A 22,718-nucleotide genomic window follows, 5' to 3' on the forward strand; every position below is an offset into this window, starting at 1 on the left:
GAGGCCGCAAAACAAGGAGAGGCGCCATGACCGTTCGCACCATCGAGCATCTGATCGCAGGCGGCACCGCGGGCGGGCCGCCCTCCGGCGGCGGGCGCACAGGTGACGTGTTCGATCCCAACAGCGGCGAGATCCAGGCGCGCGTGACGCTCGGCACGCAGGCGGACCTCGATGCCGCTGTCGCCGCCGCGCAGAAGGCGCAGCCGGGCTGGGCAGCGACGAACCCGCAGCGCCGCGCGCGCGTGATGTTCGAGTTCAAGCGGCTCGTCGAGGCGAACATGGACGAACTCGCGCGGCTGCTGTCGTCCGAGCACGGCAAGGTGATCGCGGATTCGAAGGGCGATATCCAGCGCGGGCTCGAGGTGATCGAGTTCTGCTGCGGTATCCCGCACATTCTCAAGGGCGAGTACACGCAGGGCGCGGGGCCTGGGATCGACGTCTACTCAATGCGCCAGCCGCTCGGCATCGGCGCCGGCATCACCCCGTTCAACTTCCCGGCGATGATCCCGCTGTGGATGAGCGGCGTCGCGATCGCGACGGGCAACGCGTTCATCCTGAAGCCGTCCGAGCGCGATCCGTCGGTGCCGGTGCGGCTGGGCGAATTGTTCCTCGAGGCGGGGTTGCCCGAGGGGATCTTCCAGGTCGTGCACGGCGACAAGGAAATGGTCGACGCGATCCTCGACCATCCGGCGATCTCGGCGGTCAGCTTCGTCGGGTCTTCCGACATCGCGCATTACGTCTACCGTCGCGGTGTCGCGGCGGGCAAGCGCGTCCAGGCGATGGGCGGTGCCAAGAACCACGGCATCGTCATGCCCGACGCGGACCTAGACCAGGTCGTCGCCGACTTGTCGGGCGCGGCGTTCGGGAGCGCGGGCGAGCGGTGCATGGCGTTGCCGGTGGTCGTGCCGGTCGGCGAGAAGACCGCGATTGCTTTGCGCGAGAAGCTGATCCCGGCGATTGCCGCACTGCGCGTGGGCGTCTCGACCGACAATGACGCGCATTACGGGCCGGTCGTGAACGCGGCGCATCGCAGCCGGATCGAGAACTGGATCCAGACGGGTGTCGACGAGGGTGCGGAACTGGTCGTCGACGGGCGCGGGTTCGAGCTTCAGGGGCATGAGAAGGGATTCTTCATCGGCCCGTCGCTGTTCGATCACGTGACGACGGACATGTCGGCGTACAAGGAAGAGATCTTCGGGCCGGTCCTCCAGATCGTCCGCGCCAAGGATTTCGAGGAGGCGGTGCGGCTGCCGAGCGAGCATCAATATGGCAACGGCGTCGCGATCTTCACGCGCAACGGCCACGCCGCGCGCGAGTTCGCGGCGCGGGTTAACGTCGGCATGGTCGGCATCAACGTGCCGATCCCGGTGCCGGTGGCGTATCACACGTTCGGCGGCTGGAAGCGTTCGGCGTTCGGCGACACCAACCAGCACGGCATGGAGGGCGTGAAGTTCTGGACCAAGGTCAAGACGATCACGCAGCGCTGGCCTGACGGCGGGGTGGGTGATGCCGCCAACGCGTTCGTCATTCCGACGATGGGGTGATCGGGTGCGTCACTCCCTCCCCGTCATCCTGGACTTGATCCAGGATCCAGAGTTACGGAGCGCAACGCCTGTGGCTCTGGATCCTGACTTTCGTCAGGATGACGGAGGGGTGGGGAGGGGGTCGAAGCCCCAGTCCTCGGCCAGATCGCGCCAGGTTGGGTTGTCCGTCTCGATCAGCGTGGTCTTCCACGACCGTTTCCAGACCTTCAGCTGCTTCTCGCGTGTGATCGCCGTGTCCATCGTGTCCGCCATCGCAAACCAAACCAGCCGGTTCACGCCGTATCGCTTTGAGAACCCGTCGAACATGCCATCGCGGTGCTGAACGATCCGCGCCATCAGGTCGGACGTGACGCCGATGTACAGCGTTCCGTTGCGCCAGCTCGCCATGATATAGACCGCGGGTTGCCTAGCCATATCCTTCCCCCACCCCGTCATCCTGACGAAAGTCAGGATCCAGAGCCGCAGGCGTCAGCATTCGCCGCTCTGGATACTGGGTCAAGCCCAGTATGACGACACAGGAAAGCCCGATGACCAACCAGTTCGACCTCACCGACGACCAGCGCGAGATCCAGGAGCTCGCGCGCCGCTTCACCGCCGACCGGATCACCCCGCATGCGGCTGAGTGGGACGAGAAGCACATCTTCCCGCGCGACACGATCAAGGCGGCGGCCGAGCTCGGTTTCGCGGCGATCTATGTCAGCGAGGAGAGCGGCGGGATCGCGCTCGGGCGCCTCGAAGCCGCGCTGATCATGGAGGCGATGTCGTATGGCTGCCCGTCGACGAGCGCGTTCATCAGCATCCACAACATGGCGGCGTGGATGATCGACCGGTTCGGCTCGGCCGCGGTGAAGGACAAGTATCTGCCCGATCTCGTCACGATGGACCGGCTGGCGAGCTATTGCCTGACCGAGCCGGGCTCTGGCTCGGACGCCGCGGCGCTCAAGACGCGCGCGGTGCGCGACGGCGACGACTGGATCGTGACGGGCTCGAAGCAGTTCATCTCGGGCGCGGGCGAGAACGAGGTGTACGTCACCATGGTCCGCACGGGTGAGGACGGCCCCAAGGGCATCTCCTGCCTGGTGATCGAGAAGGACATGCCCGGCGTGTCGTTCGGCGCGAACGAGAAGAAGCTCGGCTGGCATTCGCAGCCGACGCGGCAGGTGATCTTCGACGGCGTCCGTGTGCCGGGCGCCAACATGGTCGGCGGCGAGGGCGAGGGCTTCCGGATCGCGATGATGGGGCTCGACGGCGGGCGGCTGAACATCGGTGCGTGCTCGCTCGGCGGCGCGCAGCGGTGTCTCGACGAGGCGATCGCCTATACGCACGACCGCAAGCAGTTCGGTAAGCCGATCGCGGACTTCCAGAACACGCAGTTCATGCTGGCGGACATGGCGACCGAACTCGAGGCGGCGCGTGCGCTGCTCTACATGGCGGCGGCCAAGGTCACGGCGAACGCGCCCGACAAGACCAAGTTCGCGGCGATGGCGAAGCGGCTGGCGACCGACACCGGCTCGTCGGTGGTCGACCGCGCGTTGCAGCTGCATGGCGGCTATGGGTATCTGCAGGATTACCCGATCGAACGCTTCTGGCGCGATCTGCGCGTGCATTCGATCCTCGAGGGCACCAACCAGGTCATGCGCATGATCGTCGGTCGCGAGCTGACCCGGCAATGAGCCCGCGCAGCGATCCCATTTTTCTTCTCTGCGCTCTCTGCGTCTCTGCGTGCAAAGGTTTTTCGCGCGGAGGCGCAGAGAGCGCAGAGATGTCGCTCGAAAGGCTTGCGTCGTGACCGACCTGATTGTCGAAAATGAGGCGCCTGTCGGCCGGATTCGGTTGAACCGGCCCAAGGCACTGCACGCGCTGAACCTCGCAATGTGCGAGGGCGTGCTGGACGCGCTCGAGGCGTGGCGCGGGGATGCGTCGGTTCAGGCGATCGTGGTGGATCACGCCGAGGGTCGTGGGTTCTGCGCCGGGGGCGATATCCGGATGCTGGCCGCGTCGGGCGCCAGCGACGGCGTCGCGGCACGCGCGTTCTTTCACGCCGAGTATCGGATGAACCACCGGCTGTTCGTCTATGCCAAGCCGATCGTCGCGTTCATGGACGGGATCACGATGGGCGGCGGCGTCGGGCTCGCTTTGCCGTGCACGTACCGGGTGGCGACCGAGAACACGAAGTTCGCGATGCCCGAGACCGGGATCGGGCTGTTCCCCGATGTCGGCGTTGGCTGGTATCTGTCGCGGCTGCCCGGGCGGATCGGGCAGTATCTCGCGCTGACCGGGCATCGGCTCGATGGCGCGGAGTGCGCAGCGCTGGGGCTGGCGACGCATTATCTACCGAGCGAGACGCTCGACACCGCCAAGGCGCGGATCGCGGAAGCACCGCAGGATATTGCTGGCGTTCTGAACGCGCTGTCGACCGAGGCACCCGAAGCGGCGATACTTGCGCGCAAGGACGATATCGACCGGCTGTTCGCGTCCGATGTGCTCGAGGAAATCTATGCCGCGCTCGACGCCGATGGTGGCGAGTGGGCCGCCAAGACGCTCGCGACGCTCAGGACAAAGTCGCCGCAGACGATGAAGGTCTCGCTCCGGCTGCTCCACGAAGGCGCGGCAATGGCGAGTTTCGCGGACGAGATGAAACAGGAATATGCGGTCGGCGCGCATGTCGTGCAGCGGCACGACTTCATCGAGGGCGTGCGCGCGGTGATCATCGACAAGGACAATGCGCCGCGCTGGGATCCGGCGACGCCTGAGGCGGTGAGCGATCATGTGATCGACCAGATCTTCGCGCCGTTGCCCGAGGCCGAGGCGTGGACGCCGGGTTGAACATAGAGCACGTCACCTCAGCGTTCGCTGAGGTGACGGAACTGGAGACTGAGATGGCCGATTACGAAACGATCCTCGTCGAGCAGCGCGGTGCGGTGACGCTCGTCACGCTCAACCGGCCGCAGGCGCTCAACGCGCTCAACTCGCACGTGCTTGCCGACCTGATCGCCGCGTTCGCCGCGTTCGATGCGGATCCGTCGCAGGGCTGCGCCGTGCTGACCGGCTCGGCCAAGGCGTTCGCGGCGGGGGCGGACATCAAGGAGATGCAAAGCCAGGGCTTTGCCGACATGTATGCGAGCAACTTCTTCGCGGGTTGGGAGCAGGTGACGCGGACGCGCAAGCCGATCATCGCCGCGGTCGCCGGCTATGCGCTGGGCGGCGGCTGCGAGGTCGCGATGATGTGCGACTTCATCCTCGCCGCCGACACCGCCAAATTCGGCCAGCCCGAGATCAAGCTCGCCGTCTCCCCCGGCATGGGCGGATCGCAGCGCCTCACGCATGCGGTCGGCAAGGCCAAGGCGATGGAGATGGTGCTGACCGGGCGGATGATGGATGCGGTCGAGGCCGAGCGCGCCGGGCTGGTGTCGCGGATCGTGCCTGCCGACGAGCTCGTCGAGGAAGCGGTGAAGACCGCCGCGACGATCGCCGCGATGGCGCCGCTGGCGGTGCTGGCGAACAAGGAGATGGTCAACGCGGCGTTCGAGACGGGGCTCGCGATGGGCGTGCAGTTCGAGCGGCGGCTGTTCCACGGGCTGTTCGGCACCGCGGACCAGAGCGAAGGCATGGCCGCGTTCGTCGAGAAGCGCGCGGGGGCATGGACGGGCAAGTAACGCGGCCACCCGTCATCCTGACGAACGTCAGGACCCAGGGTTACGGGCGCCGGCGGTGTTTGGCTCTGGGTCCTGACTTTCGTCAGGATGACGGGGTTGGGGCGTGCGGGACGTAGTCGCGAATGGCGGGGTTGGATCGCGAGCGACACAGTCGCCGCGGCAGATTTAGGAGAGAGAACATGGCACGCATCGGATTCATCGGCCTCGGCAATATGGGCGGCGGCATGGCCGCGAACCTCGCGAAGAACGGCCATGACGTCCACGCGTTCGACCTGAGCGCCGACGCGCTGGCCAGGGCGAAGGCGGCGGGCTGCCTGCCCGTCGACTCCGCGGCCGAGGCCGCGGACGGGGCGGAGGCGATCGTGACGATGCTGCCCGCGGGCAAGCACGTCGCCGAGGTGTATGACGCGCTGTTCGGCGTCGCGGGCCCAACCGCGATCCTGATCGACTGTTCGACGATCGACGTCGCGACCGCGAAGCAGGTCGCCGACGCCGCGCAGGCCAAGGGGCTCGCGGCGGTCGACGCGCCGGTCTCCGGCGGGATCGGCGCTGCCAATGCGGGCACGCTCACCTTCATGGTCGGCGGTTCGGCGGCGGCATTCGAGCGCGCCGAGCCGATCCTCGCGGCGATGGGCAAGGCGGTGATCCACGCCGGCGCGAACGGCGCGGGGCAGGCGGCGAAGATCTGCAACAACATGATTCTCGGCGCGACGATGATCGCGACCTGCGAGGCGTTCGTGCTGGCCGACAAGCTCGGGCTCGACGCGCAGGCCTTTTACGACATCGCCAGCGTCTCGTCGGGGCAGAGCTGGTCGATGACGAGCTATGCGCCGCTGCCGGGGATCGGCCCCGACACGCCCGCCGACCATGATTATCAGGGCGGGTTCGCGGCGGCCCTGATGCTGAAGGACCTGCGGCTCGCGATGGCGGCGGCGCAGGATGTCGGCGCCGACACGCCGATGGGCGCGAAGGCGGCGGAGCGCTACGAGGCGTTCGCCGAGGCCGGGCAGGGCGGGCTCGACTTCTCCGCGATCATCCGCACGTTGCAGGGCAACGCCTAACCCGGCGTGCGGCGGACCGGCGGGAGCGCGTTGCAGATGTCCGCGCCGCCCGCCGGCACCGTGAAGAACGGCGGCGTCCGGTTCTCGCGCCCCGCGATCCAGGCGGTGAAGCGCGGGTTCGCCGTCGCGCGGTACTGGAAGTGCGGGCGGGTGGCGGCGGGAAGGTCGCTCGCCAGCCGCGCCGAGACGATCGGGCTGCGCTCCGCAGGCTTGGCGTAGAAGCCGAGCTCGCCCGTCCCGCGCGGCAGCGACGACAGCCACTCGATCCCGTCGACCACCCGCCCGACGACCGCGATGTTGCGGTCGAGCGCGCGCGGCGCATGGCCGATGACGGTGTAGAGCTCGGCGCCGCTGCCGACGCTAGGCGCCAGATCACGCGCAACGCCGACCATCCCGTAGCAATGCGGCAGCCATTGCCGTGCGCCCGAGCCGGCGAGCGGCCAGCCATCCGCGCTGTAGCCCGCCCATTCGGCATAGGGATCGCGCTTCGTCAGCCGCGCGACCGCGGCCGGCCCGGCCAGGTCATATTCGGCGGCGATCCCGTCCGCGACGCCGGGGACGAGCGGCTTCTTCTCGGTCGCATCGCCCCATTGCGCGACATAATTGTCCTGCACGCGGTACACGCTTGTCGCGCTGTCCCACCAGCGCGCGCGGGCGAGCGCGCGGATGTTGGCGACGTGCGCGGGGGCATAGCCAGGCGCGAGCCGGAGCGTGAAGCCGTGCCCGTTCGCCAGCGTGAAGACGAGGATCTCGTCATCGGGCACCGCCACCCAGTCCGCCGCGACCGGATCGGACGGCAGCGGTGCTGGCGCCGGCGTAGCTTGGGCGAGGGCGGCGGCGAGCAGGGCGGTGATCATCGCCGTGAGACTGCCCGAGCGCCGCCCCGCACGCAATCGCTTGCGCCGCAGCCAAACCCGCTCTAGCAGGCGCGTTCCAGAGCAATGCGGAGCGGTGGCCGAGTGGTCGAAGGCGCTCGCCTGGAAAGTGAGTATACGTCAAAAGCGTATCGAGGGTTCGAATCCCTCCCGCTCCGCCACACCCCTTGGATCTAAGCCCAAAGTTGCGATCAAGTCGTCGGGTTCGCATAACCGTTCCCCGAAAGCGCGCGCGCTTGAAGCCGACCGTCGCTGCACGATTTCCGCGGGTATCGCTGGCCGTGGTTTATGTCGCGTTAGGCCGCGCCCCTGTATTGCGTACGGCCTATGCTCAGAGTTGACAGGTAAAAACGGTGGAAATCCGCCCGTCCGCTTTCGGGCGGCGATTGCCGCGAACAGCCGTTCGTTCAGACGATGGGCTACGGGTTTAGTCGTCTGACCCTTCCCCAGATCGGACGTCTTTTCAAATGTAGTAAATACGGGATCAATCAATAGCTTACTGTAATCACAATCGTATCATTATAGGCTCCGGGGCGTGGCGAGAGCCTGGCGGGGACTCTTCCGTAAATCTGGTAGGTCGAACTCCCGCCAAGCAACGGGATGATATCGAAGGACCGCACGGTGAAGCTCCCGCCCGACCCGTCGCCCCAGATCTGCGTTCGTGCCGGATCCGCATAAAGCTGATAGGGCAAGGTCGCCGTTCCAGAGATCATGCGTCGCGCCGTATAGCTGCCATCTCGTCCCGGGCTGAGCGCGATCGTGTACCCGCCGAGACCGGAGAGTATGAAGCAGTTGATCGTGATCGTGCCCGTCGCGTCGTCCGCCGACGTGGCGGACCCGTCATAGTTCCCGAACGCGACCCCGCTGGCCGATATCGAGCATCCCGCATCCGCGGCAGCCGGTATCGCGAGGCAGAAGAGCGCGAACAGCACGCGGGCGATCACGGGGCTGTCTCGACACAGGAAAACGGGCCAAGCCGCGCGAGACCCCGCTCCCGTGCAGCGACGGACAGTCCAACACGGCAGCGTGTGCCGTCGGGGCGCGCGACGTTCAGGACGGTGTGCTGGTCGAGCCCCTCGACGAAGGTCTCCCCGTCAAAGCCCAGGGGAAACGTCGCCCCGGACGCTTCCAGCGTGACGGTGCTTCCCGGTGGAAGTGGTCTGCCGCTTGCCTCGACCAGGACCAGCACTGCGCCATTTGGTCGTTTGATCGGAAACCTGAGCACGACGCCTGCCCGATCCTGTGGCCGGACATCGCGTTCCCCGGTTGCGATCACGGCATCGGGCGGCAGATCGGTCGGCTCGATGGCGAGGTGATTGACCTGGAACGACCGCAGGTCCGTAACCATCAGCTTGCCCGACCGGCCGGTTCGGCCGGCGACCCTGTTTTCGTGTAGCACCCGAACACCTGCCAACCCTTGCGTGTCGACAATCGCGAAACTGTCGTTGATCGTATTCGACAGAAATACCGAGCCATCGATTGCGGACACGGACCCGCGCGCCTGGGCACGGATCGTCGTTGCACCGTTGGTCCGATCGATTCCGGCGGCCAGCCATCCGATGCGGGACCGATGTTGTACTTCGACAAACTGGCTGTCGATCGCGCCGCGCCCGATCGCCGCCTGATAGCCCCATGAATCGGCCTCGCTCGTGCCGCGGGCCGCCTGCAGCTGGCTTTGCCAGCGGCCGCCTTGCATCTGCCGATCAACGCTCGCCTGACTTCGCCGTCCGAAGGGAAGCGACAGGCCGAACATGATGCTGCGGCCGCCGCGTGCGCTGGTGTCGTGCGAGCCGTTCGCGTAGATCGATACCGGTCCCCGCTGCACGCTGTACGTGACGGACGCCAGACGGACCGCGGAACCGCGGCCAAACATCGCCGGCGCGCCCTTCAGCCTTCCCCAGGCGACGTCGCCTGCCTGATCGAGGGCGGTATAGCCGAGGGACATCGTACCGGCCGGACCCATTGCAAGCGCAATGCTGGCGTCGGTCTGCCTTCGAATGGCAGGATAGCCATCGCTTGCCGCGTTGTCGCGAAAGGCCTTCGTCGCAAATCCGTGGGACAGCCTGAGTGACACCAGTGAGTCGCGGTGTTCGATTTGCGCGACGCAGCGCACGCCGTTCCCGTCCCGCCCGCTGCTGGCCGCGCAATCACCCGTGGCGATTGCCAGGTTGGCCAGGTTTACCGACACGCCCGACCCGACGAGCGCCGCGCTGCGGGTTGCTTCGGCATAGAGCGCCGCCGTCAGCCGAGGCGATACGCCCCAGCGGTAGCTGCCGCTTGCCGCAAGCTGTCCGTAGGCGTTGCTCTGGCTCCCGAATTGGTGCCGGATCACGCCAGCCTGGACAGCGAACGTGTGCAACCCGGGTGCGAGCAGAGCATTGCTCGCATAATAGGCCACCGTCGTCCTGACGGATTGTCCCAGGGAATTCTGGAGGTTCAGCGAGACTTTGCCGCTGCCCGTCTGCACCGGCACGTTGCGGATCTCGAAGGGACCAGCGCCGATAGGCAGGGATATCGCGGATGCGTCGTTCACAAGGATGTCGGCGATGGTGGGAACGACCGCGTTGCCACGAAAATCGGGCAGCGGCATCGTGATCAGGTCGGGGCGCAGCGCGAAGTCCGAACCGAACTGGATGCCGCCGAGCCGGATCGCCCGTTGCGAGTCCGCGCCCGACGTTATGAAGTCGCCCAACCTGAGCCGCAGCAGGCGGTCGGGCAGCGAAACGGTGTAGTTGAAATCGAGCCTGGTCGCGCGATAGGTCGTCGTCGTCCCCGAACGGAATGCGGTCATCAAGGCCTGACCAGCCGCAACCCCATGGCCTGAAAAGACGCGTGCATCGAGGTACGCGGAAAAGGCCTGGCGACGAGCATCGCCGGTCGCTGTCGTATCGTAGTTCAGCGTGGAACCGGTCCCGCTCTCCACTGCTCCGGCCATGGCAGGATCGGCAGCGGCCGAGATCGTCGTTCTCACCAAACGCCCCTCGGAGGCGGTCACGTAGAGTCGGCCGGTAGCCTGGTCGACGTGCCAGCGAAAATCACGGTCGGCGACGATGTCCGCAAGTTCATCGCCGGGCGTGGTGCGCGGGGAAAGGCCGAGTTCGGCGAGTTCCTTGGGGGTTGCCGCCAGTCCGTCGCCGCGCAGAACAAACTCGCCGATTTTCCCGGTCGGGCGCCCATTGATCCAGACCTCCAGCAGCGTCGGTGCGGGAGCGGCCCCGGCATGGTCAGCGAGGCAGATCATCAGGAGAAATCGACAGGTCGATCGGAGGGCTTTGGCGCGCATCGCACGGTCCCGTCCCCGCTACCGCGCGAGGGCAACGGTGATGGGGCCCTTTCCGCCCTCCATCGTCAATCGATAGCGGCCATCCACGGCGGGTTGGACGGGCATGTCTTGGACCGGAAGTTCCCGCGTCGCGCCAGCCAGCAGATAGGGTGAACCACCATTCTTGACGGCGATCGGCGCGCCGTTCGTGTCGCGCAGGACAACGTTGCGCAGCGTCTCATGGCGCGCTCCCGGATTTTCGAGCACCAGAACCGTGTCACCGTCTCGGCGCGCCAGCCGAAATCGAACGCCGGGGTTCGCCGGAGCGACGGGCTCGACGAAGATCGGCATGGAAATGCGCAGGACCATGCGCACGGCACCGGGTTCGGACGCGCGCGGGATCTGATCGAGGATCAACCGGTACGTCAGTTCCTTGGACGTCGCCTTATGCCGCACGAGAACCCGGAAGACCTGGTTCGAACGGGGTGGGATCGTCACGATGCGGGGACTGACGACCACATCGTCGGCCGGTACAAGGACATCCTCGGGCTGTTGCATCCAGGCGAAGGGCCGGATCTGGACCACCGTTTCCTCAGCGCCATCGTTGCGGACCGTCAGGCTCGTCGCCTGTTGCGAGGCGGCAAGATTGAACGTGACCGGGCTCACCGACAGGGATTGTGCCTGAAGCGGGGCGATGCACGTTGCCAGGACGATCCCGTATCCGCTCGCCATCGACCAGCGACGAAGCCTCTCGAAGCGAAAAAAACATCCCCGGGCCATCAGTAGGTGATCGTTGCGGTCAGAGTATCCGAATAGGCTCCGGGAACGGGCAATTGACCCGCTGCAAGGCGCCCATAAACGGTAATGGCCTGAGCGCCGCCGTTGCCGGTGCCCGACACCGTGTCCGTACCGATCGTCGTGCCCCAGCTATTGGTACGCGCACTGTCGCGATAGACGGCATAGGCGAGCACATCGACGCTGGGGCCGTTCATGTACCGGTTCGTTACGGTCGCCCCCGTGCCCAAGCCTGCGCTGACGCCGATGGTGTAGGCGGTGGTATCCGTGCAGGTCGCGGTGATCGTCGAAGTCGCGTCGGTTTGGGCCCCGGTATAGGTTCCGAACGTCAGTGCGGTCGCCGAAATCTGGCAACTCGACACGACGTTGGCCGTCACATTGAACGTCGTGTTCGCCGTCGATGCGCTTGCCGAGCCATTCGCCACAACCATGCATAGGGGAATGCTCAGAACGCGAGCCTGCGTTTTGAAAAAGGCTGTAGTGGTGTGAAGCGACGGCCGACCTATGCGCAGTAACGCAATATGCCGGGCCAAGTTCTGCGTAATCATAAAACGGCGACCTTTCTCAGGCAATTATAGAATGCCAGCCAAAGGAAGGGCGTCAGCCTCAGGAAAAACGTCACCATTTATATGCGGGGATTCATTACCGGTGGCCCTAGCCAACTGCAGATTATTGCGAATTAGGGAGTTGTCTAGAGTCCGCATGGATTAAGGAGTCTGGACGGTAATTCTTCACCTCATCGTACTGAAGGGCTTGCCCGCTCAAAAAGAGTGGCTGAGATTTACCGAGCATTTGTATGAATACGTGCACGCCGCGATCAAGCCGAACGGCGCCGATTATCATTCTTGCAGCCGTTTGAACCAATGGCGGCCTCCCACCGACTGCCCTAAATCGGACGCGCCGCTTTTTTCTCGATCACGGCGTCCATGAGGAAATATCCGCCGCCAAAAGCCGCCAGCGCGAACAGGGAAATGCTTGAAATCGGGGAGCGGGGGAGGTGGCAGCAATGGCCGGATTTGGGTCGAATGTGTCAGTGTAGTGCAAGCGATGAATCAGACGGGTACCTTCCGCAGGTCTCAAACTTGACTTATGCGACCTTGCCGAACCCTTCACTGAAGCGCCACGTGCCTCGACCCCGCCGCTTCGCGTCGTAAAGCGCAACGTCAGCGGATTTGAGGATTGTTTGTATGCTGTCGCCGTCGCCGGGATAAAGCGCGATGCCGATGCTGAAACTTAGTCTCATCTGTCCTCCGTTGAAGTCGACAGCAGGCTGGACGCCATCTACGATGCGACCGCATGCCGCATCGATATCGGCGGTGCTGCCGATGTCGGGTAAGAGTATGGCAAACTCGTCACCGCCGAGCCGCGCGACATGGCTCAACTCGCCGACGGCTGCACGCAGACGCTCTCCTGCCGCGACGAGGAGCGCATCGCCAGCATCGTGACCGAACGTGTCGTTGACGACCTTAAAATGGTCAAGATCGATCAGGAGCAAGGCGAACCGGGACCTTTGACGATCGGACAGTTCGATGAGATTGCGCATGTGTCGTGTGAACTGTCGACGATTGGCAAGGGAGGTAAGTCCGTCGAAATAGGCCAGATATTCGAGCTCGTCATGAGCTTTGCGTAGCGCCGCATCGCTCCGCCAGTTTGCTCGCACGCTTGCGAAGATATAACTGATGCAAAGACCCGACGCGATTGTCGACGTGAGAGTAGTAAAATAGCTTGCTGGTTCGACCAGCCAAGGCAGCGCGAGCATTGCGCTGGCGGGAACACCAACCTTGAACGCCACGATCGACGGGGCGCGGAAGGCAAAGGCTTGAGCGTGGATCAGCTGCGAGATCAGCATGACGATAACCGCTGAACCTATATCAGGTACCCTGCTCCACCACAGCAAAACCGGCAAGCTCGTCCACGCGATCGTCGTCATGAGTGCGGAGGCAATATAATTGAGCCGCAGCGGCAGGCGCCCGCCATCCGGTCGCGCCAGCATGATACTGCATTGCCTGCACCACAGCTCCGCAAAGCCGACAAAGCTGATCCATTGTATCGCAGCGCGAGAACCCAGATGGGTGAGCAACAGCAAACTCGCCAGAGCGGCGATCACCAATCGCGGCAACAGCGTTTTCAGGCCGTCCAGCGCCGCCCCATCGAGCCGATGGTCTCCCAGCCGTTCCAGCCAACCGGGCGATATCAGACCGCGGAGCATGATAACGTGTTCCCTGATGCCAGCACAGCCAGGACTGGGCGAATCCGGTCGCAGGGGCAGTGCGTAGTCCTGTGCCGCCGATCGTGATGGTAGGGAAAAGCGCCGACATGCATGCGCGCATTATAGGACAGCGTGAATCAATCGAGATAACGACACCGAAAAGTTCAGCGATCGGACCCAGTTCCCGGTCGCGGTCCTCGAAGTCGCAGACGTGGCTGAATTCCAAATCGAGCATTCCCGATACCCGGGCACGCTCGACGCGGCCGCGAAAGTCGGGATTGTCCATACAGGGCGCGATCCTGCTGAAGAAGTCGAGGCCGAGGCGGTCGTGATTGCCGGAGCCCGACAGGCGCCGCTCTGCCGCACCATAATATTCGGCCTTGCCATGGTCACCGATCCGGATTGCGCCAGAGGGCAAGGCGTCGATCGTTTCGCTTGGCAGCGCCTCGATCACCATCGCAGCTGGGGCTCGTTGAAATCGTGCAGCTCACGGGCGTCAACCATCATCGCTCCCCCACCGCTTCACGTTCGATGACAACCGCACCGACGATATGATCGACGACGATCCCGTCCGACGAGAAGGCAGCAACAGCCGCTCGAATGTTTCCCTATACCCGTCACCAAGGTTGATACGCGTTGCGAGAGAGGTGTCGTGGCGGCGGCCGACGATCCGGGACGTCGCGATTAAGGCGCAGGCTCATCAACGTCGACGTTTATTCACGTCGCCATTTACACGTTGAAAACTTCGCGTTCTTATCTTGAGCTTGCGTCACCATTGAAAGTGCCCAACAATGATCTTGGTCGTCGAGGACGAGACCGACGTCCGGGAGGAGTTGGTTGAAATGTTAGAATTGCGCTCGTTCGCGGTTAGCGGCGCAGCGTGTGTGGCCCTTGCGCTGGAGAGCTTGAAGCAAGGTTCCAGCCACGTAACCCTGTTGACGGACCTCCGCTTACGAGACGGCAGTGGCCTTGACCTGGTCCGCGCAATCCGAGCCGACCCTGACCTGCGGGCAAAGGTGAACACCATAATCCTGATGACAGGCCACACCGATCTGACCGAACAAATAGAGCATGAAACCAAGAAGAAGGATCTTCATGTCCTTTTCAAGCCAGTCGACTTAGAATTGCTCCTGTCACTGCTTACACAAGACGGGCGGGGTTGATGAATGACATCGTAAACCGCTTACGCCACGGCGGCGAGTTTCAGCTAGCCGCAGAGCCGCTACGGCAAATGACCGTCCAGGGATGGGCTCTGACGATCGTCCTTTTGGCGGTGGCCATCGGCGCGAGTTCCTTCCGCATTATTCTTGCGCCCGGGTTCGAAATGTATCTAGGCCCCCTTTTCTACCTTCTCGCATACAGGTTGGGTGGTCTGCGGCTAGCCATTCCCATGGTGCTGCTAACGATGGCGTCATCCTGGTTCTGGTGGGGCCATATCTTTACCATCGCGCTGGCGCTGGGGCATGTAGTTTTCATCAATTGGACTCGCTTCGCTGGCTCGTCACTTGCCATCGCCACCGCCGTCTTTTTGCTTACCATCGGGACGGCGGCGGGGTTTCTATTCCTGCGCATCAACTACGATGCGTCGCTAACGATTTTCGCGCTGACGATGATCCGCAAGCTTCTCAACGATGTGTTGATGGCAGCGCTGGTCGATCTAGCGCTGTCACTCTTCGTCGTGAACCTTCCAGCCGGTCGGGTCTCGCTGCGCCGCACGATCAGCCTCGCCCAGCTCTTGCCGGCATCCATTACACTCATCGTGCTCGCGTGCGCGCTCGTCATGTTTGTCAGCAGTGTCCGGCGCTTTCCGGAAGAATTTAAATCCTTCATGGCCGAAACCGCGCTTCTGGCTGAGGTGCGGATCGGTCGCGGGCTCGTGACCGGAAATGGGTTCTTGGGCGTGGCAGAAACGCACAATACAGGAAGGCACCCCCAACGACTACTTATCTCGGACGACGAAAGCAGCCTGCGCTCCGCACAAGCGATGCAGCTTTTCGGCTGCACACGGATCGATGATGGACTGCAAGTGACGGGGCCGAACGACCGCAATACGTTCGCCTACTGGGTTACCGCGTGCCAGCTCGGCCGTTACACTCTTCCTGACCGCAAATATTTCTATCTCTACTCAACCCGACCCGCTGCCGAGAGTGCCTATCGCGTGGTGCTTCTAGAGATGCTCGGCCTGGGTGTCATTCTCGTCGTGTCGATCTTGCTGCAGCTGCTCATCACGCGCGCCCTGCGTCGTTCGCTGCAGGCCTGGAAGGAAGTCGCGGAAGGGTTCGGCCAGCCTGGCCTTTCGCTGCCTCAAAAGCTTACATTCAACGAGTTCGACCGCCCGATCGCAGCTATCGTCACCGCGAACAACAGCTTTGCCGAGTTGGTGCAAGAGCGCTTGCGAATTGCCCGGGCATTCATCGAACTCAAAAAGGAAATGGACCTGAGTCTTGCGGCGGATATCCGCTTCGACGCTGCCAAGGGCACCCTCGCTTTTCTGGACATGAACATCGAACGGGTTGCACAGGAGCGGTCCGAAGCAATACATACCAATGATTGTCTAGCTTTTGCGGACATCTGCGATGATGCCGAGGCGTTTGTCGAGTTTCGGCTTGCAGACCAGGAATCGAGTGATTGGTATCTATTCGTCGGTCGCGACCTCCTGGCTCCCGGCCATTGGCGTTCGGGGTGGTTGGTGCGCCTCCGGCAGTCGAAGCTGGCGCAGAATCGGATGCTTCAGCAGGCGCGTCTCGTCGAGCTCGGGGGCATGGCCTCAGCCCTGAGTCATGAACTCAAACAACCTCTCTTCACCATCTCGCTTTCTGCCGAGAATGGCCGATTGTTGCTCGATCAGGCGAGTCCCGATGGCGCGGCGCGTGCTCGCGACAAGTTTGATCGGATCAGCGAACAGGTAAACCGTGCACGCGATATCATCACGCGTATTTCGCGCTACGCTCGGATCGAGAATGACAGCCCCGAACCGCTTGATCTGGGCGACGTCGTCAGCACAACATTGTCCTTCATGCGGCCGTTGCTGATCCAGCACGATGTCGGCGTGAAAATGACGTTGCCAGACGGGCCGCCGGTTCTGCTCCTTGCTCCGCGCGTCGGCCTCGAGCAGGTGCTCGTCAACGCCATTCAGAACGCGGTCGACTCCATCGCAACGCGACGCGAAGCCGAGGACGCTAGCCTGACCGGTGCCGTCGAACTGGAGGTAACTGTCTCAGAGAGCGGCGTTCGGATTAGTATTGTGGACAATGGCGCCGGGCTGTCTTTGAGTCATCCGGACCGGGCATTCGATGCCTTCATGACCACCAAAAAGACGGATCGCGGGACAGGTCTTGGCCTTTATATCTCCCGGCAGATCGTCATGGAAATCGGCGGAAAGATCAGTATCAGATCGCGCGAAGCTCCGGAGCGAGGCGCGATCCTGGCCATCGATTTTCCCGATTTTGTAGCTATTTAGCCTATCAGGCTTCCATTGGAGACGGTGGATCGAACCTGACCGCCGCGCTGCTGACGCTGAGCCTGACCAAATGGCCGTTCTTCTCTCATAGCGTACGTTCCGCGGCTGTTAGTTGCGGTAGAATCGCACGGCAGGACGCGATTTGGCGTTCGCGGAGCCGGGTTGCCCGCCACCGCAATTCTCGGCGAGCGTCCGAAACTTCCCATTTCTGGCGAGAAGGGCTTACTTTGATGCAGTCTCGGCCTTCGGCTCCCACAACTCTATCTTGGTCTCGTCCGGATCAACGATCCACGCAAATTTCCCGATTGCGTCGGTGTCATCCCTTTTAAGTATCGCGACGCCCTTGGCTTTCAGACGATCAACGAACGCGTCCAGGTCATCTACCGCGAAATTCAGCATGAACTCGTGCTTTGAGGGTTCCATGTAGTTGGATCCCTCCTGAAATACATTCAGAGTGAGTACTGGCGGGTGCTCCGGCGCGTCATAGGGCAGCACGACTCCGCCCCACGCCTCAACTTTGAGGCCGAGAACATCGCGATACCACGCCATGAGGGCTTTCGGCGCTTTGCTCTTGAAGAAGATGCCACCGACGCCGGTAATTCTGCCGATCGGTTCTGCGGAAATAGTCATGGGCATCAATGCGGACAAGACGGCAACGACTGATAGTAGCCTGCGGATAGTCGGCACAGCATTAGCCCCCCCCATCGTTGCTGGCACGATGTTATCGGCGTGCGGATCGCCTGGCAACTTTATTTCCGATCGGCCATTCTCTTTGCAGAAAGCGGCAGTCTCGCAATATCGGTTATTGCCACGGGCCTTCCCGTAAGCGGACGGCCAGCAATCCTTCCCATCATGACGTTCATGGTCGAACACCGGACAACGAAAGCGGTCCGCGCGGAGATGAACGAATGACTGACGTTGGGGAGCGGGGAAGTCCGCGTGAATGGCCGAATTTGGGGTCGTGTATCCAATCGGCCCATCAAGTCTTGACCTCGGACATGGCTCGATCATCCGGGCTGCGTAAGATGCCCTCTTTTAGCATTTTCGCGACGACCTTCGCGATCTCATCTGGTGTCTCGTCTTCGCTCCAGACGCCGTAGCGAAGTCCGAGGAATACGTTCATTCCCATGATCGCCCAACCATGGACCTCGCTGACGTCGCCCTTGACCTCGCCGCGGTCTGCGGCCTTTCGCAGGCGACGCGTGATCCGGTCCGCCGTGGTCGCATAATGCAGGTGAAAGCTCTCAGGATCGACGAATTCGGACTCGTCGATGATCCGGTAGATTTCCTTGTGGTCACGGACGAAGCTGATGAATTCGCGAAGCCCCGCCTGCTCGGCCGCGATCTGATCGGGTGCGGACCGGATCGCCGGGGCGACATGATCGCGAACCTGGTCGGACATGTCGCGGACGAGCGCGCGGAACACCGCGTCCTTTGAGTCGAAATAGGTGTAGAAGCTGCCGAGCGCGACGCCGGCGCGCCGCGTGATGTCGCTGATCGAGGCCTGGTGGAATCCGTTGTCGCCGAACTCGATCGCGGCGGCGTCGAGGATCGCGCGCATCGTCCGGCGGCCACGATCGGTACGCGGAACCTTGGCCTCGCCAATGACCGCGGCTCCTGCCGGCGTCGTCTCCTGCGCCTTCGCCATTCTCATCTGCCCTCGATACACAAGTTGAATACTGGTTCAGGTTTCAGTATAGGCTGAAGCCAAGGCGTACAACCCGGATCATACCGGGCGCATCACGCGGGCGCCGCAGGAGGGGATGACACCGTGGCACAGCCGAAATCCGTCATGATCTTGTTGAACGCCGGTGTTGCGCTCGGCGCGCTGCTGGCGGGATCCGCGTCCGCGCAGACGCAACCCGTCGCGCCGGCAGCAGACGCGGCTCAGGCCGGGCCCGTCATCGAGGAGGCCGGGATCGACGGCGATATCGTCGTCACCGCACGCCGCCGCGAGGAACGGCTGCTCGACGTGCCGATCGCGATCACCGCGTTCACGGGCGCGCAGCTCGAGGCGTCGGGGGCGCTCGACGTCACCGATCTCGCCGCTGTCACGCCGAACGTCACGCTCGAAACATCGCGCGGCACCAATTCGACGCTCACCGCCTTCATCCGCGGCGTCGGCCAGCAGGACCCCGTCGCCGGGTTCGAGGCGGGCGTCGGCATCTATCTCGACGACGTCTATCTCAACCGACCGCAGGCTGCGGTCCTCGACATTTACGACGTCGAACGGATCGAGGTGCTGCGCGGGCCGCAGGGCACGCTCTATGGCCGCAACACGATCGGCGGCGCGGTGAAATATGTCACCCGCCGGATCGGCGCCGACCCGACGCTGAGCATTCGCGCAACCTATGGCAGCTATGACCAGGCGGACGGTGTCATCAGCGCGAGCACGCCGATCGGCGATACGGGGTTCCGGATCGGCGGCGCGGTCGCGCGACTGAGCCGGGGCGGGTTCGGCACCAACCTCACCACGGGCCAAGACAATTACAACAAGGATTTCTGGGGTGCGCGCGGCACGCTGCAATATGAGACGGGCGACAGCGCGTTCTTCCGCCTGTCGGGGGATTATACGAAGGACGACAGCAACCCGCGCGGCGGGCATCGGCTGATTCCGGGGCTGGTGTCGCGCACGCCGGTGCTGTCCGACGTGTTCGACAGCCGCGGCGGGCTGGTCGCACCGAAACAGTCGGTCGAGGCCTATGGCGGGTCGCTCTTCGCCGAACTCAAGCCCGCCGCATATCTGACCCTGCGCAGCATCACCGGCTATCGCAAGGACGACAGCGCGACGCCGATCGATTTCGACGCGCTGCCCGCGGTCGATGTCGACGTCCCCGCCTTCTATAATAACGAGCAGTTCAGCCAGGAGGTGCAGCTGCTGGTCGATGCCGGGCCGTTCAACATGCTGGCGGGGCTCTATTATCTCGATGCCAAGGCGCGCACCGTGTTCGACGTGCGCTTGCCGGGGACAGTCACCGCGCTGACCTTCGGGAATGTGCGGACCAATACGGTGGCGGTCTTCGGCGATGCCACGCTCGACGTGACGTCGATGCTCAGCGTGTCGGTCGGCGGCCGCTATACCTGGGACGATCGCATGTCGCAGATCCAGCGCAACGTGTATCTGGGCGCGTCGCCCTTCTTCGGCGGCACGACCGCGCCGATCGCGCGACAGACCGACTTTCGCGGGACGGCGAGCTTTGCCAAGTTCACGCCGCGCGCGTCCGTCAGCTTCAAGCCCGATGCCAACAACACGCTGTATGCGAGCTGGTCGAAGGGGTTCAAGGGCGGCGGGTTCGACCCGCGCGGCGTCGGCACCGCGGCACCCGACCTCAACGGCAACGGCATCACCGGTGCCGGTGGCGACCGGCAGGATATCTACAACTTCCTGTCGTTCGAGCCCGAGAGCGTCGAAAGTTTCGAAGCTGGATACAAGGCGTCACTGTTCGATCGGCGGCTGACGCTGGCGATTGCGGGGTTCCATTCGAAATATACCGACGTCCAGGTGCCCGGATCGGTCGGTGCCACCGTCGGCGGCATCCAGACCTTTATCGGCATCACGACCAATGCGGGCCGCGCCCGGATCAACGGTGTCGAAGGCGAGGCCAATCTGACGGTCGCGGAGGGCATTGCGGGTGCGGGCGACCGCGTCAACCTGTCGGGAACGATCGGCTATCTCGATGCCAAATACACGCGCTTCATCGATTCCCGCGGGATCAATGTGGCCGCCAATCGCAAGTTCCAGAACACGCCCGACCTGACCGCGAGCGGGACGCTCGCCTATCATGTCCCGGTCGGATCCGCGGGCGCGATCGACGCGAGCACGACGCTGTCCTATCGCAGCGATTCACAGCAGTTCGAACTGCGCACGCCGCTGCTCGACCAGCCCGCCTATGCGCTGCTCGACGCGAACCTCGTCTATACGATCGACGCGCGCTTCTCGATCGGGGTGCACGGCAAGAACCTGACGAACAAGCGCTATGTCGTGTCGGGCTACAACTTCCTGCTGCAGAACCCCGATACCGGCGACTATCTGCGGACGGCGGCGGGCGCGTTGCGGCCATCGCTCGGCAGCGACGGCGTGCTGACCGCCTATTATGGCAACCCGCGTCAGGTCTTTGCGACCCTCACCGCGAAATTCTGATGGAGCGCAACCGGGGGGCGGGTGATCGCCCTGCGTTTGCTGGAGCAATATATGGCGAGTGATATCCCGGCGACCCCGCGCGAGGGCCGCCGCTACCGCGTGACGGCGCTCGTCATGCTGTTGCTGGTCTACACGTTCAACTTCGTCGACCGGCAGATCCTTGGCATCCTCGCGCCGACGATCAAGGCGGACCTGGCATTGACCGACACGCAATTGGGCTTGCTCGGCGGGCTGGCGTTTGCGTTGCTCTATTCGACGCTTGCGATCCCGCTGGCGTGGCTGGCCGACCGGACGAGCCGCACCTGGGTTATCACGCTCTCGCTCGCTGTGTGGAGCGCGTTCACTGCCCTGTGCGGTGTGGCCAGCAATTTTGCGCAGCTCTTCGCGTTCCGGATCGGCGTGGGGGTTGGCGAGGCGGGGGGCGTCGCGCCGTCCTATGCCGTGATCGCAGACACGTTCGCGCCCGACCGCCGTGCGCGCGCGCTGGCGGTCTATTCGCTCGGCATCCCGCTCGGGTCGGCAGCCGGCGTGATGCTCGGCGGCTATATAGCGACGTCGATCGACTGGCGGACCGCGTTCATCGTGGTCGGTGTCGCAGGGCTGGTGCTCGCGCCGGTGTTTCGGCTGTGCGTGCGCGAGCCGGTTCGTAGGTCCGATACGTGCGACCGCGAGCCCGTCCGCCGCGTGTTCGGCATTCTCGTGCGCAAGCCGAGCTTCTGGCTGCTCGCGTTCGGCGCCTCGGCGAGCTCGATGCTTGGCTATGGCCTGGCCTTCTGGCTGCCGTCGTTGATGCAGCGGAGCTTCGGGCTCGACCTGATCGAGACCGCGCAATTCTATGGCGGCGTGCTGTTGCTGGGGGGTGTTGCCGGCGTTCTGCTCGGCGGCGTGCTCGGCGACCGGCTGGGTGCGCGCGATCGGCGGATGTACGCGCGCGTCCCCGCGATCGCGTTCGTCATCGCGGTGCCGCTGTTTGCCGCAGGAATCCTGTCGTCCTCGGTGACGGCGGCGTTCGTCTTCTTCCTCGTGCCCCAGGCGCTCGCCTATGTCTGGCTCGCGCCCGTCATCACGGCGATCCAGCATCTGGTACCCGGGCATATGCGCGCCACCGCATCGGCGACGTTCCTGCTGATCAACAACCTCATCGGTCTTGGCGGCGGCAGTTTTGCGCTTGGCGCACTGTCGGACGGTCTCGTCGCGCATTATCGCGACGAAGCGCTGCGCTATGCGATGCTCATGGGGCTCGTGCTGTATCTGGTGGCCGCGTTGCTGATGTGGCTGGCGTCGACACCGCTCCGTCAGGACTGGGTCGATCAATCGACTTAAGACGCCAACACCGACAGCCGGATGGCGCCAGCCGGGACTGTCTGGGCGTGTGCTCGCGGAATGCGGATAGCGGATTGTGAAGCTTTGATAGCGTCCAGTCGCTTGGAACAGGCACGAGAACGGCGGTACCGCTCGACGCCTGCCGCGAGCTCCGCCACTTTCATGTTAGATTTATGCTTACGCGGCGCCCCGTTGATGTGATCCTCGGTGAATTCGGCCTTGCCGCATCGCTCCGCTCCGTCTGACGAGCTGATTACCAATGCCGTGGCGTCCGGGGATCAGGTCTGACGCACAGGCGGGGCCATATTAACACATCCGTATGATAATGGCCGCTATTCAGGTCGTTATGGGGTTTTCAACGGCGATTCCGCCTGCGCAGCGTTGGTGCATCG

At 63.8% G+C, this 22,718-nt stretch carries 19 protein-coding genes and 1 tRNA gene; 11 read left to right on the plus strand and 9 right to left on the minus strand.

What is annotated here, in order from left to right:
• Window positions 1-26 precede the first annotated feature (26 nt).
• Window positions 27-1,544, plus strand: a complete 1,518-nt coding sequence (locus NEF64_RS04265) for a CoA-acylating methylmalonate-semialdehyde dehydrogenase (protein WP_056407281.1) — start codon at window positions 27-29, stop codon at window positions 1,542-1,544.
• Between the two features lie 93 nt (window positions 1,545-1,637).
• Here NEF64_RS04265 and NEF64_RS04270 read toward each other — a convergent pair whose 3' ends face one another.
• Window positions 1,638-1,958, minus strand: coding sequence for a GIY-YIG nuclease family protein (locus tag NEF64_RS04270; protein WP_056407513.1), 321 nt, complete (start codon window positions 1,956-1,958; stop codon window positions 1,638-1,640).
• A gap of 113 nt (window positions 1,959-2,071) precedes the next feature.
• Between NEF64_RS04270 and NEF64_RS04275 the strand changes: the two genes are divergently transcribed.
• From NEF64_RS04275 to mmsB, 4 genes are all read left to right on the plus strand, one after another.
• The gene (locus NEF64_RS04275; RefSeq protein WP_056407515.1) at window positions 2,072-3,217 is read left to right on the plus strand and encodes an acyl-CoA dehydrogenase family protein; all 1,146 of its coding nucleotides are present in this window, start codon (window positions 2,072-2,074) and stop codon (window positions 3,215-3,217) included.
• 112 nt (window positions 3,218-3,329) lie between these two features.
• Window positions 3,330-4,370 carry an enoyl-CoA hydratase/isomerase family protein gene (locus NEF64_RS04280; RefSeq protein ID WP_252574645.1) on the plus strand — a complete coding sequence of 347 codons (1,041 nt, stop codon included), beginning with the start codon at window positions 3,330-3,332 and terminating at the stop codon, window positions 4,368-4,370.
• Between the two features lie 53 nt (window positions 4,371-4,423).
• Entirely contained in the window at window positions 4,424-5,200 is a 777-nt protein-coding gene (locus NEF64_RS04285; protein ID WP_056407285.1) for an enoyl-CoA hydratase, read from the plus strand.
• A 179-nt stretch (window positions 5,201-5,379) separates the two neighbouring features.
• Window positions 5,380-6,261 (plus strand): 3-hydroxyisobutyrate dehydrogenase, encoded by an 882-nt coding sequence (gene mmsB, locus NEF64_RS04290; RefSeq protein WP_056407286.1) that lies wholly within the window; start codon window positions 5,380-5,382, stop codon window positions 6,259-6,261.
• Here mmsB and NEF64_RS04295 read toward each other — a convergent pair.
• Window positions 6,258-7,118 carry a peptidylprolyl isomerase gene (locus tag NEF64_RS04295; RefSeq protein WP_056407289.1) on the minus strand — a complete coding sequence of 287 codons (861 nt, stop codon included), beginning with the start codon at window positions 7,116-7,118 and terminating at the stop codon, window positions 6,258-6,260. The genes mmsB and NEF64_RS04295 overlap by 4 nt on opposite strands.
• Before the next feature lie 88 nt (window positions 7,119-7,206).
• On the opposite strand from NEF64_RS04295, the gene NEF64_RS04300 reads away from it, so the two are divergent.
• Window positions 7,207-7,297: transfer RNA gene (locus NEF64_RS04300), tRNA-Ser, on the plus strand.
• A gap of 327 nt (window positions 7,298-7,624) precedes the next feature.
• Here NEF64_RS04300 and NEF64_RS04305 read toward each other — a convergent pair.
• From NEF64_RS04305 to NEF64_RS04325, 5 genes are all read right to left on the minus strand, one after another.
• Window positions 7,625-8,080, minus strand: coding sequence for a Csu type fimbrial protein (locus NEF64_RS04305; protein WP_252574647.1), 456 nt, complete (start codon window positions 8,078-8,080; stop codon window positions 7,625-7,627).
• Window positions 8,077-10,419: a fimbria/pilus outer membrane usher protein gene (locus NEF64_RS04310; protein ID WP_082446929.1), complete on the minus strand. Its 2,343-nt coding sequence runs from the start codon at window positions 10,417-10,419 to the stop codon at window positions 8,077-8,079. Before NEF64_RS04310 ends, NEF64_RS04305 begins: the two co-directional genes overlap by 4 nt.
• Before the next feature lie 18 nt (window positions 10,420-10,437).
• Window positions 10,438-11,130, minus strand: a complete 693-nt coding sequence (locus NEF64_RS04315; protein WP_056407294.1) for a fimbrial biogenesis chaperone — start codon at window positions 11,128-11,130, stop codon at window positions 10,438-10,440.
• Window positions 11,131-11,177: 47 nt separating this feature from the next.
• On the minus strand, window positions 11,178-11,741 hold the full coding sequence (locus tag NEF64_RS04320) for a Csu type fimbrial protein (protein WP_235516418.1): 564 nt from the start codon (window positions 11,739-11,741) through the stop codon (window positions 11,178-11,180).
• A gap of 539 nt (window positions 11,742-12,280) precedes the next feature.
• A complete protein-coding gene (locus NEF64_RS04325; protein WP_056407296.1) occupies window positions 12,281-13,402 on the minus strand; it encodes a GGDEF domain-containing protein in 1,122 nt (373 codons plus the stop codon).
• Between the two features lie 211 nt (window positions 13,403-13,613).
• Here NEF64_RS04325 and NEF64_RS04330 point away from each other — a divergent pair, with 211 nt between their 5' ends.
• The 3 genes from NEF64_RS04330 to NEF64_RS04340 all read left to right on the plus strand — a co-directional run bounded on the left by NEF64_RS04330 (window position 13,614) and on the right by NEF64_RS04340 (window position 16,862).
• Window positions 13,614-13,937, plus strand: a complete 324-nt coding sequence (locus tag NEF64_RS04330; protein WP_156360379.1) for a hypothetical protein — start codon at window positions 13,614-13,616, stop codon at window positions 13,935-13,937.
• A gap of 256 nt (window positions 13,938-14,193) precedes the next feature.
• Complete coding sequence (locus NEF64_RS04335) at window positions 14,194-14,565, plus strand: response regulator (RefSeq protein ID WP_051916249.1); 372 nt, start codon at window positions 14,194-14,196, stop codon at window positions 14,563-14,565.
• Window positions 14,565-16,862: a sensor histidine kinase gene (locus NEF64_RS04340; RefSeq protein WP_252574650.1), complete on the plus strand. Its 2,298-nt coding sequence runs from the start codon at window positions 14,565-14,567 to the stop codon at window positions 16,860-16,862. The genes NEF64_RS04335 and NEF64_RS04340 overlap by 1 nt, the downstream gene beginning before the upstream one ends.
• Before the next feature lie 222 nt (window positions 16,863-17,084).
• On the opposite strand, the gene NEF64_RS04345 is transcribed toward NEF64_RS04340, so the two are convergent.
• A complete protein-coding gene (locus tag NEF64_RS04345; protein WP_252574652.1) occupies window positions 17,085-17,735 on the minus strand; it encodes a VOC family protein in 651 nt (216 codons plus the stop codon).
• A gap of 106 nt (window positions 17,736-17,841) precedes the next feature.
• On the minus strand, window positions 17,842-18,516 hold the full coding sequence (locus tag NEF64_RS04350; protein ID WP_414711874.1) for a TetR/AcrR family transcriptional regulator: 675 nt from the start codon (window positions 18,514-18,516) through the stop codon (window positions 17,842-17,844).
• Window positions 18,517-18,654: 138 nt separating this feature from the next.
• Between NEF64_RS04350 and NEF64_RS04355 the strand changes: the two genes are divergently transcribed.
• Window positions 18,655-21,003, plus strand: coding sequence for a TonB-dependent receptor (locus tag NEF64_RS04355; RefSeq protein WP_056407301.1), 2,349 nt, complete (start codon window positions 18,655-18,657; stop codon window positions 21,001-21,003).
• A 51-nt stretch (window positions 21,004-21,054) separates the two neighbouring features.
• Entirely contained in the window at window positions 21,055-22,326 is a 1,272-nt protein-coding gene (locus NEF64_RS04360; RefSeq protein WP_031395745.1) for a spinster family MFS transporter, read from the plus strand.
• Window positions 22,327-22,718 lie beyond the last annotated feature (392 nt).

It is taken from the genome of Sphingomonas aerolata (assembly GCF_023935825.1).
Lineage (GTDB): Bacteria > Pseudomonadota > Alphaproteobacteria > Sphingomonadales > Sphingomonadaceae > Sphingomonas > Sphingomonas aerolata.

Bases quoted from the DNA above. Each gene is read 5' to 3' on its own strand.
- NEF64_RS04265 (WP_056407281.1), top strand. From the start codon at position 27: ATGACCGTTCGCACCATCGAGCATCTGATCGCAGGCGGCACCGCGGGC.
- NEF64_RS04270 (WP_056407513.1), bottom strand. From the start codon at position 1,958: ATGGCTAGGCAACCCGCGGTCTATATCATGGCGAGCTGGCGCAACGGA.
- NEF64_RS04275 (WP_056407515.1), top strand. From the start codon at position 2,072: ATGACCAACCAGTTCGACCTCACCGACGACCAGCGCGAGATCCAGGAG.
- NEF64_RS04285 (WP_056407285.1), top strand. From the start codon at position 4,424: ATGGCCGATTACGAAACGATCCTCGTCGAGCAGCGCGGTGCGGTGACG.
- mmsB (WP_056407286.1), top strand. From the start codon at position 5,380: ATGGCACGCATCGGATTCATCGGCCTCGGCAATATGGGCGGCGGCATG.
- NEF64_RS04295 (WP_056407289.1), bottom strand. From the start codon at position 7,118: ATGATCACCGCCCTGCTCGCCGCCGCCCTCGCCCAAGCTACGCCGGCG.
- NEF64_RS04310 (WP_082446929.1), bottom strand. From the start codon at position 10,419: ATGCGCGCCAAAGCCCTCCGATCGACCTGTCGATTTCTCCTGATGATC.
- NEF64_RS04315 (WP_056407294.1), bottom strand. From the start codon at position 11,130: ATGGCGAGCGGATACGGGATCGTCCTGGCAACGTGCATCGCCCCGCTT.
- NEF64_RS04320 (WP_235516418.1), bottom strand. From the start codon at position 11,741: ATGATTACGCAGAACTTGGCCCGGCATATTGCGTTACTGCGCATAGGT.
- NEF64_RS04325 (WP_056407296.1), bottom strand. From the start codon at position 13,402: ATGCTCCGCGGTCTGATATCGCCCGGTTGGCTGGAACGGCTGGGAGAC.
- NEF64_RS04335 (WP_051916249.1), top strand. From the start codon at position 14,194: ATGATCTTGGTCGTCGAGGACGAGACCGACGTCCGGGAGGAGTTGGTT.
- NEF64_RS04340 (WP_252574650.1), top strand. From the start codon at position 14,565: ATGAATGACATCGTAAACCGCTTACGCCACGGCGGCGAGTTTCAGCTA.
- NEF64_RS04350 (WP_414711874.1), bottom strand. From the start codon at position 18,516: ATGAGAATGGCGAAGGCGCAGGAGACGACGCCGGCAGGAGCCGCGGTC.
- NEF64_RS04355 (WP_056407301.1), top strand. From the start codon at position 18,655: ATGATCTTGTTGAACGCCGGTGTTGCGCTCGGCGCGCTGCTGGCGGGA.
- NEF64_RS04360 (WP_031395745.1), top strand. From the start codon at position 21,055: ATGGCGAGTGATATCCCGGCGACCCCGCGCGAGGGCCGCCGCTACCGC.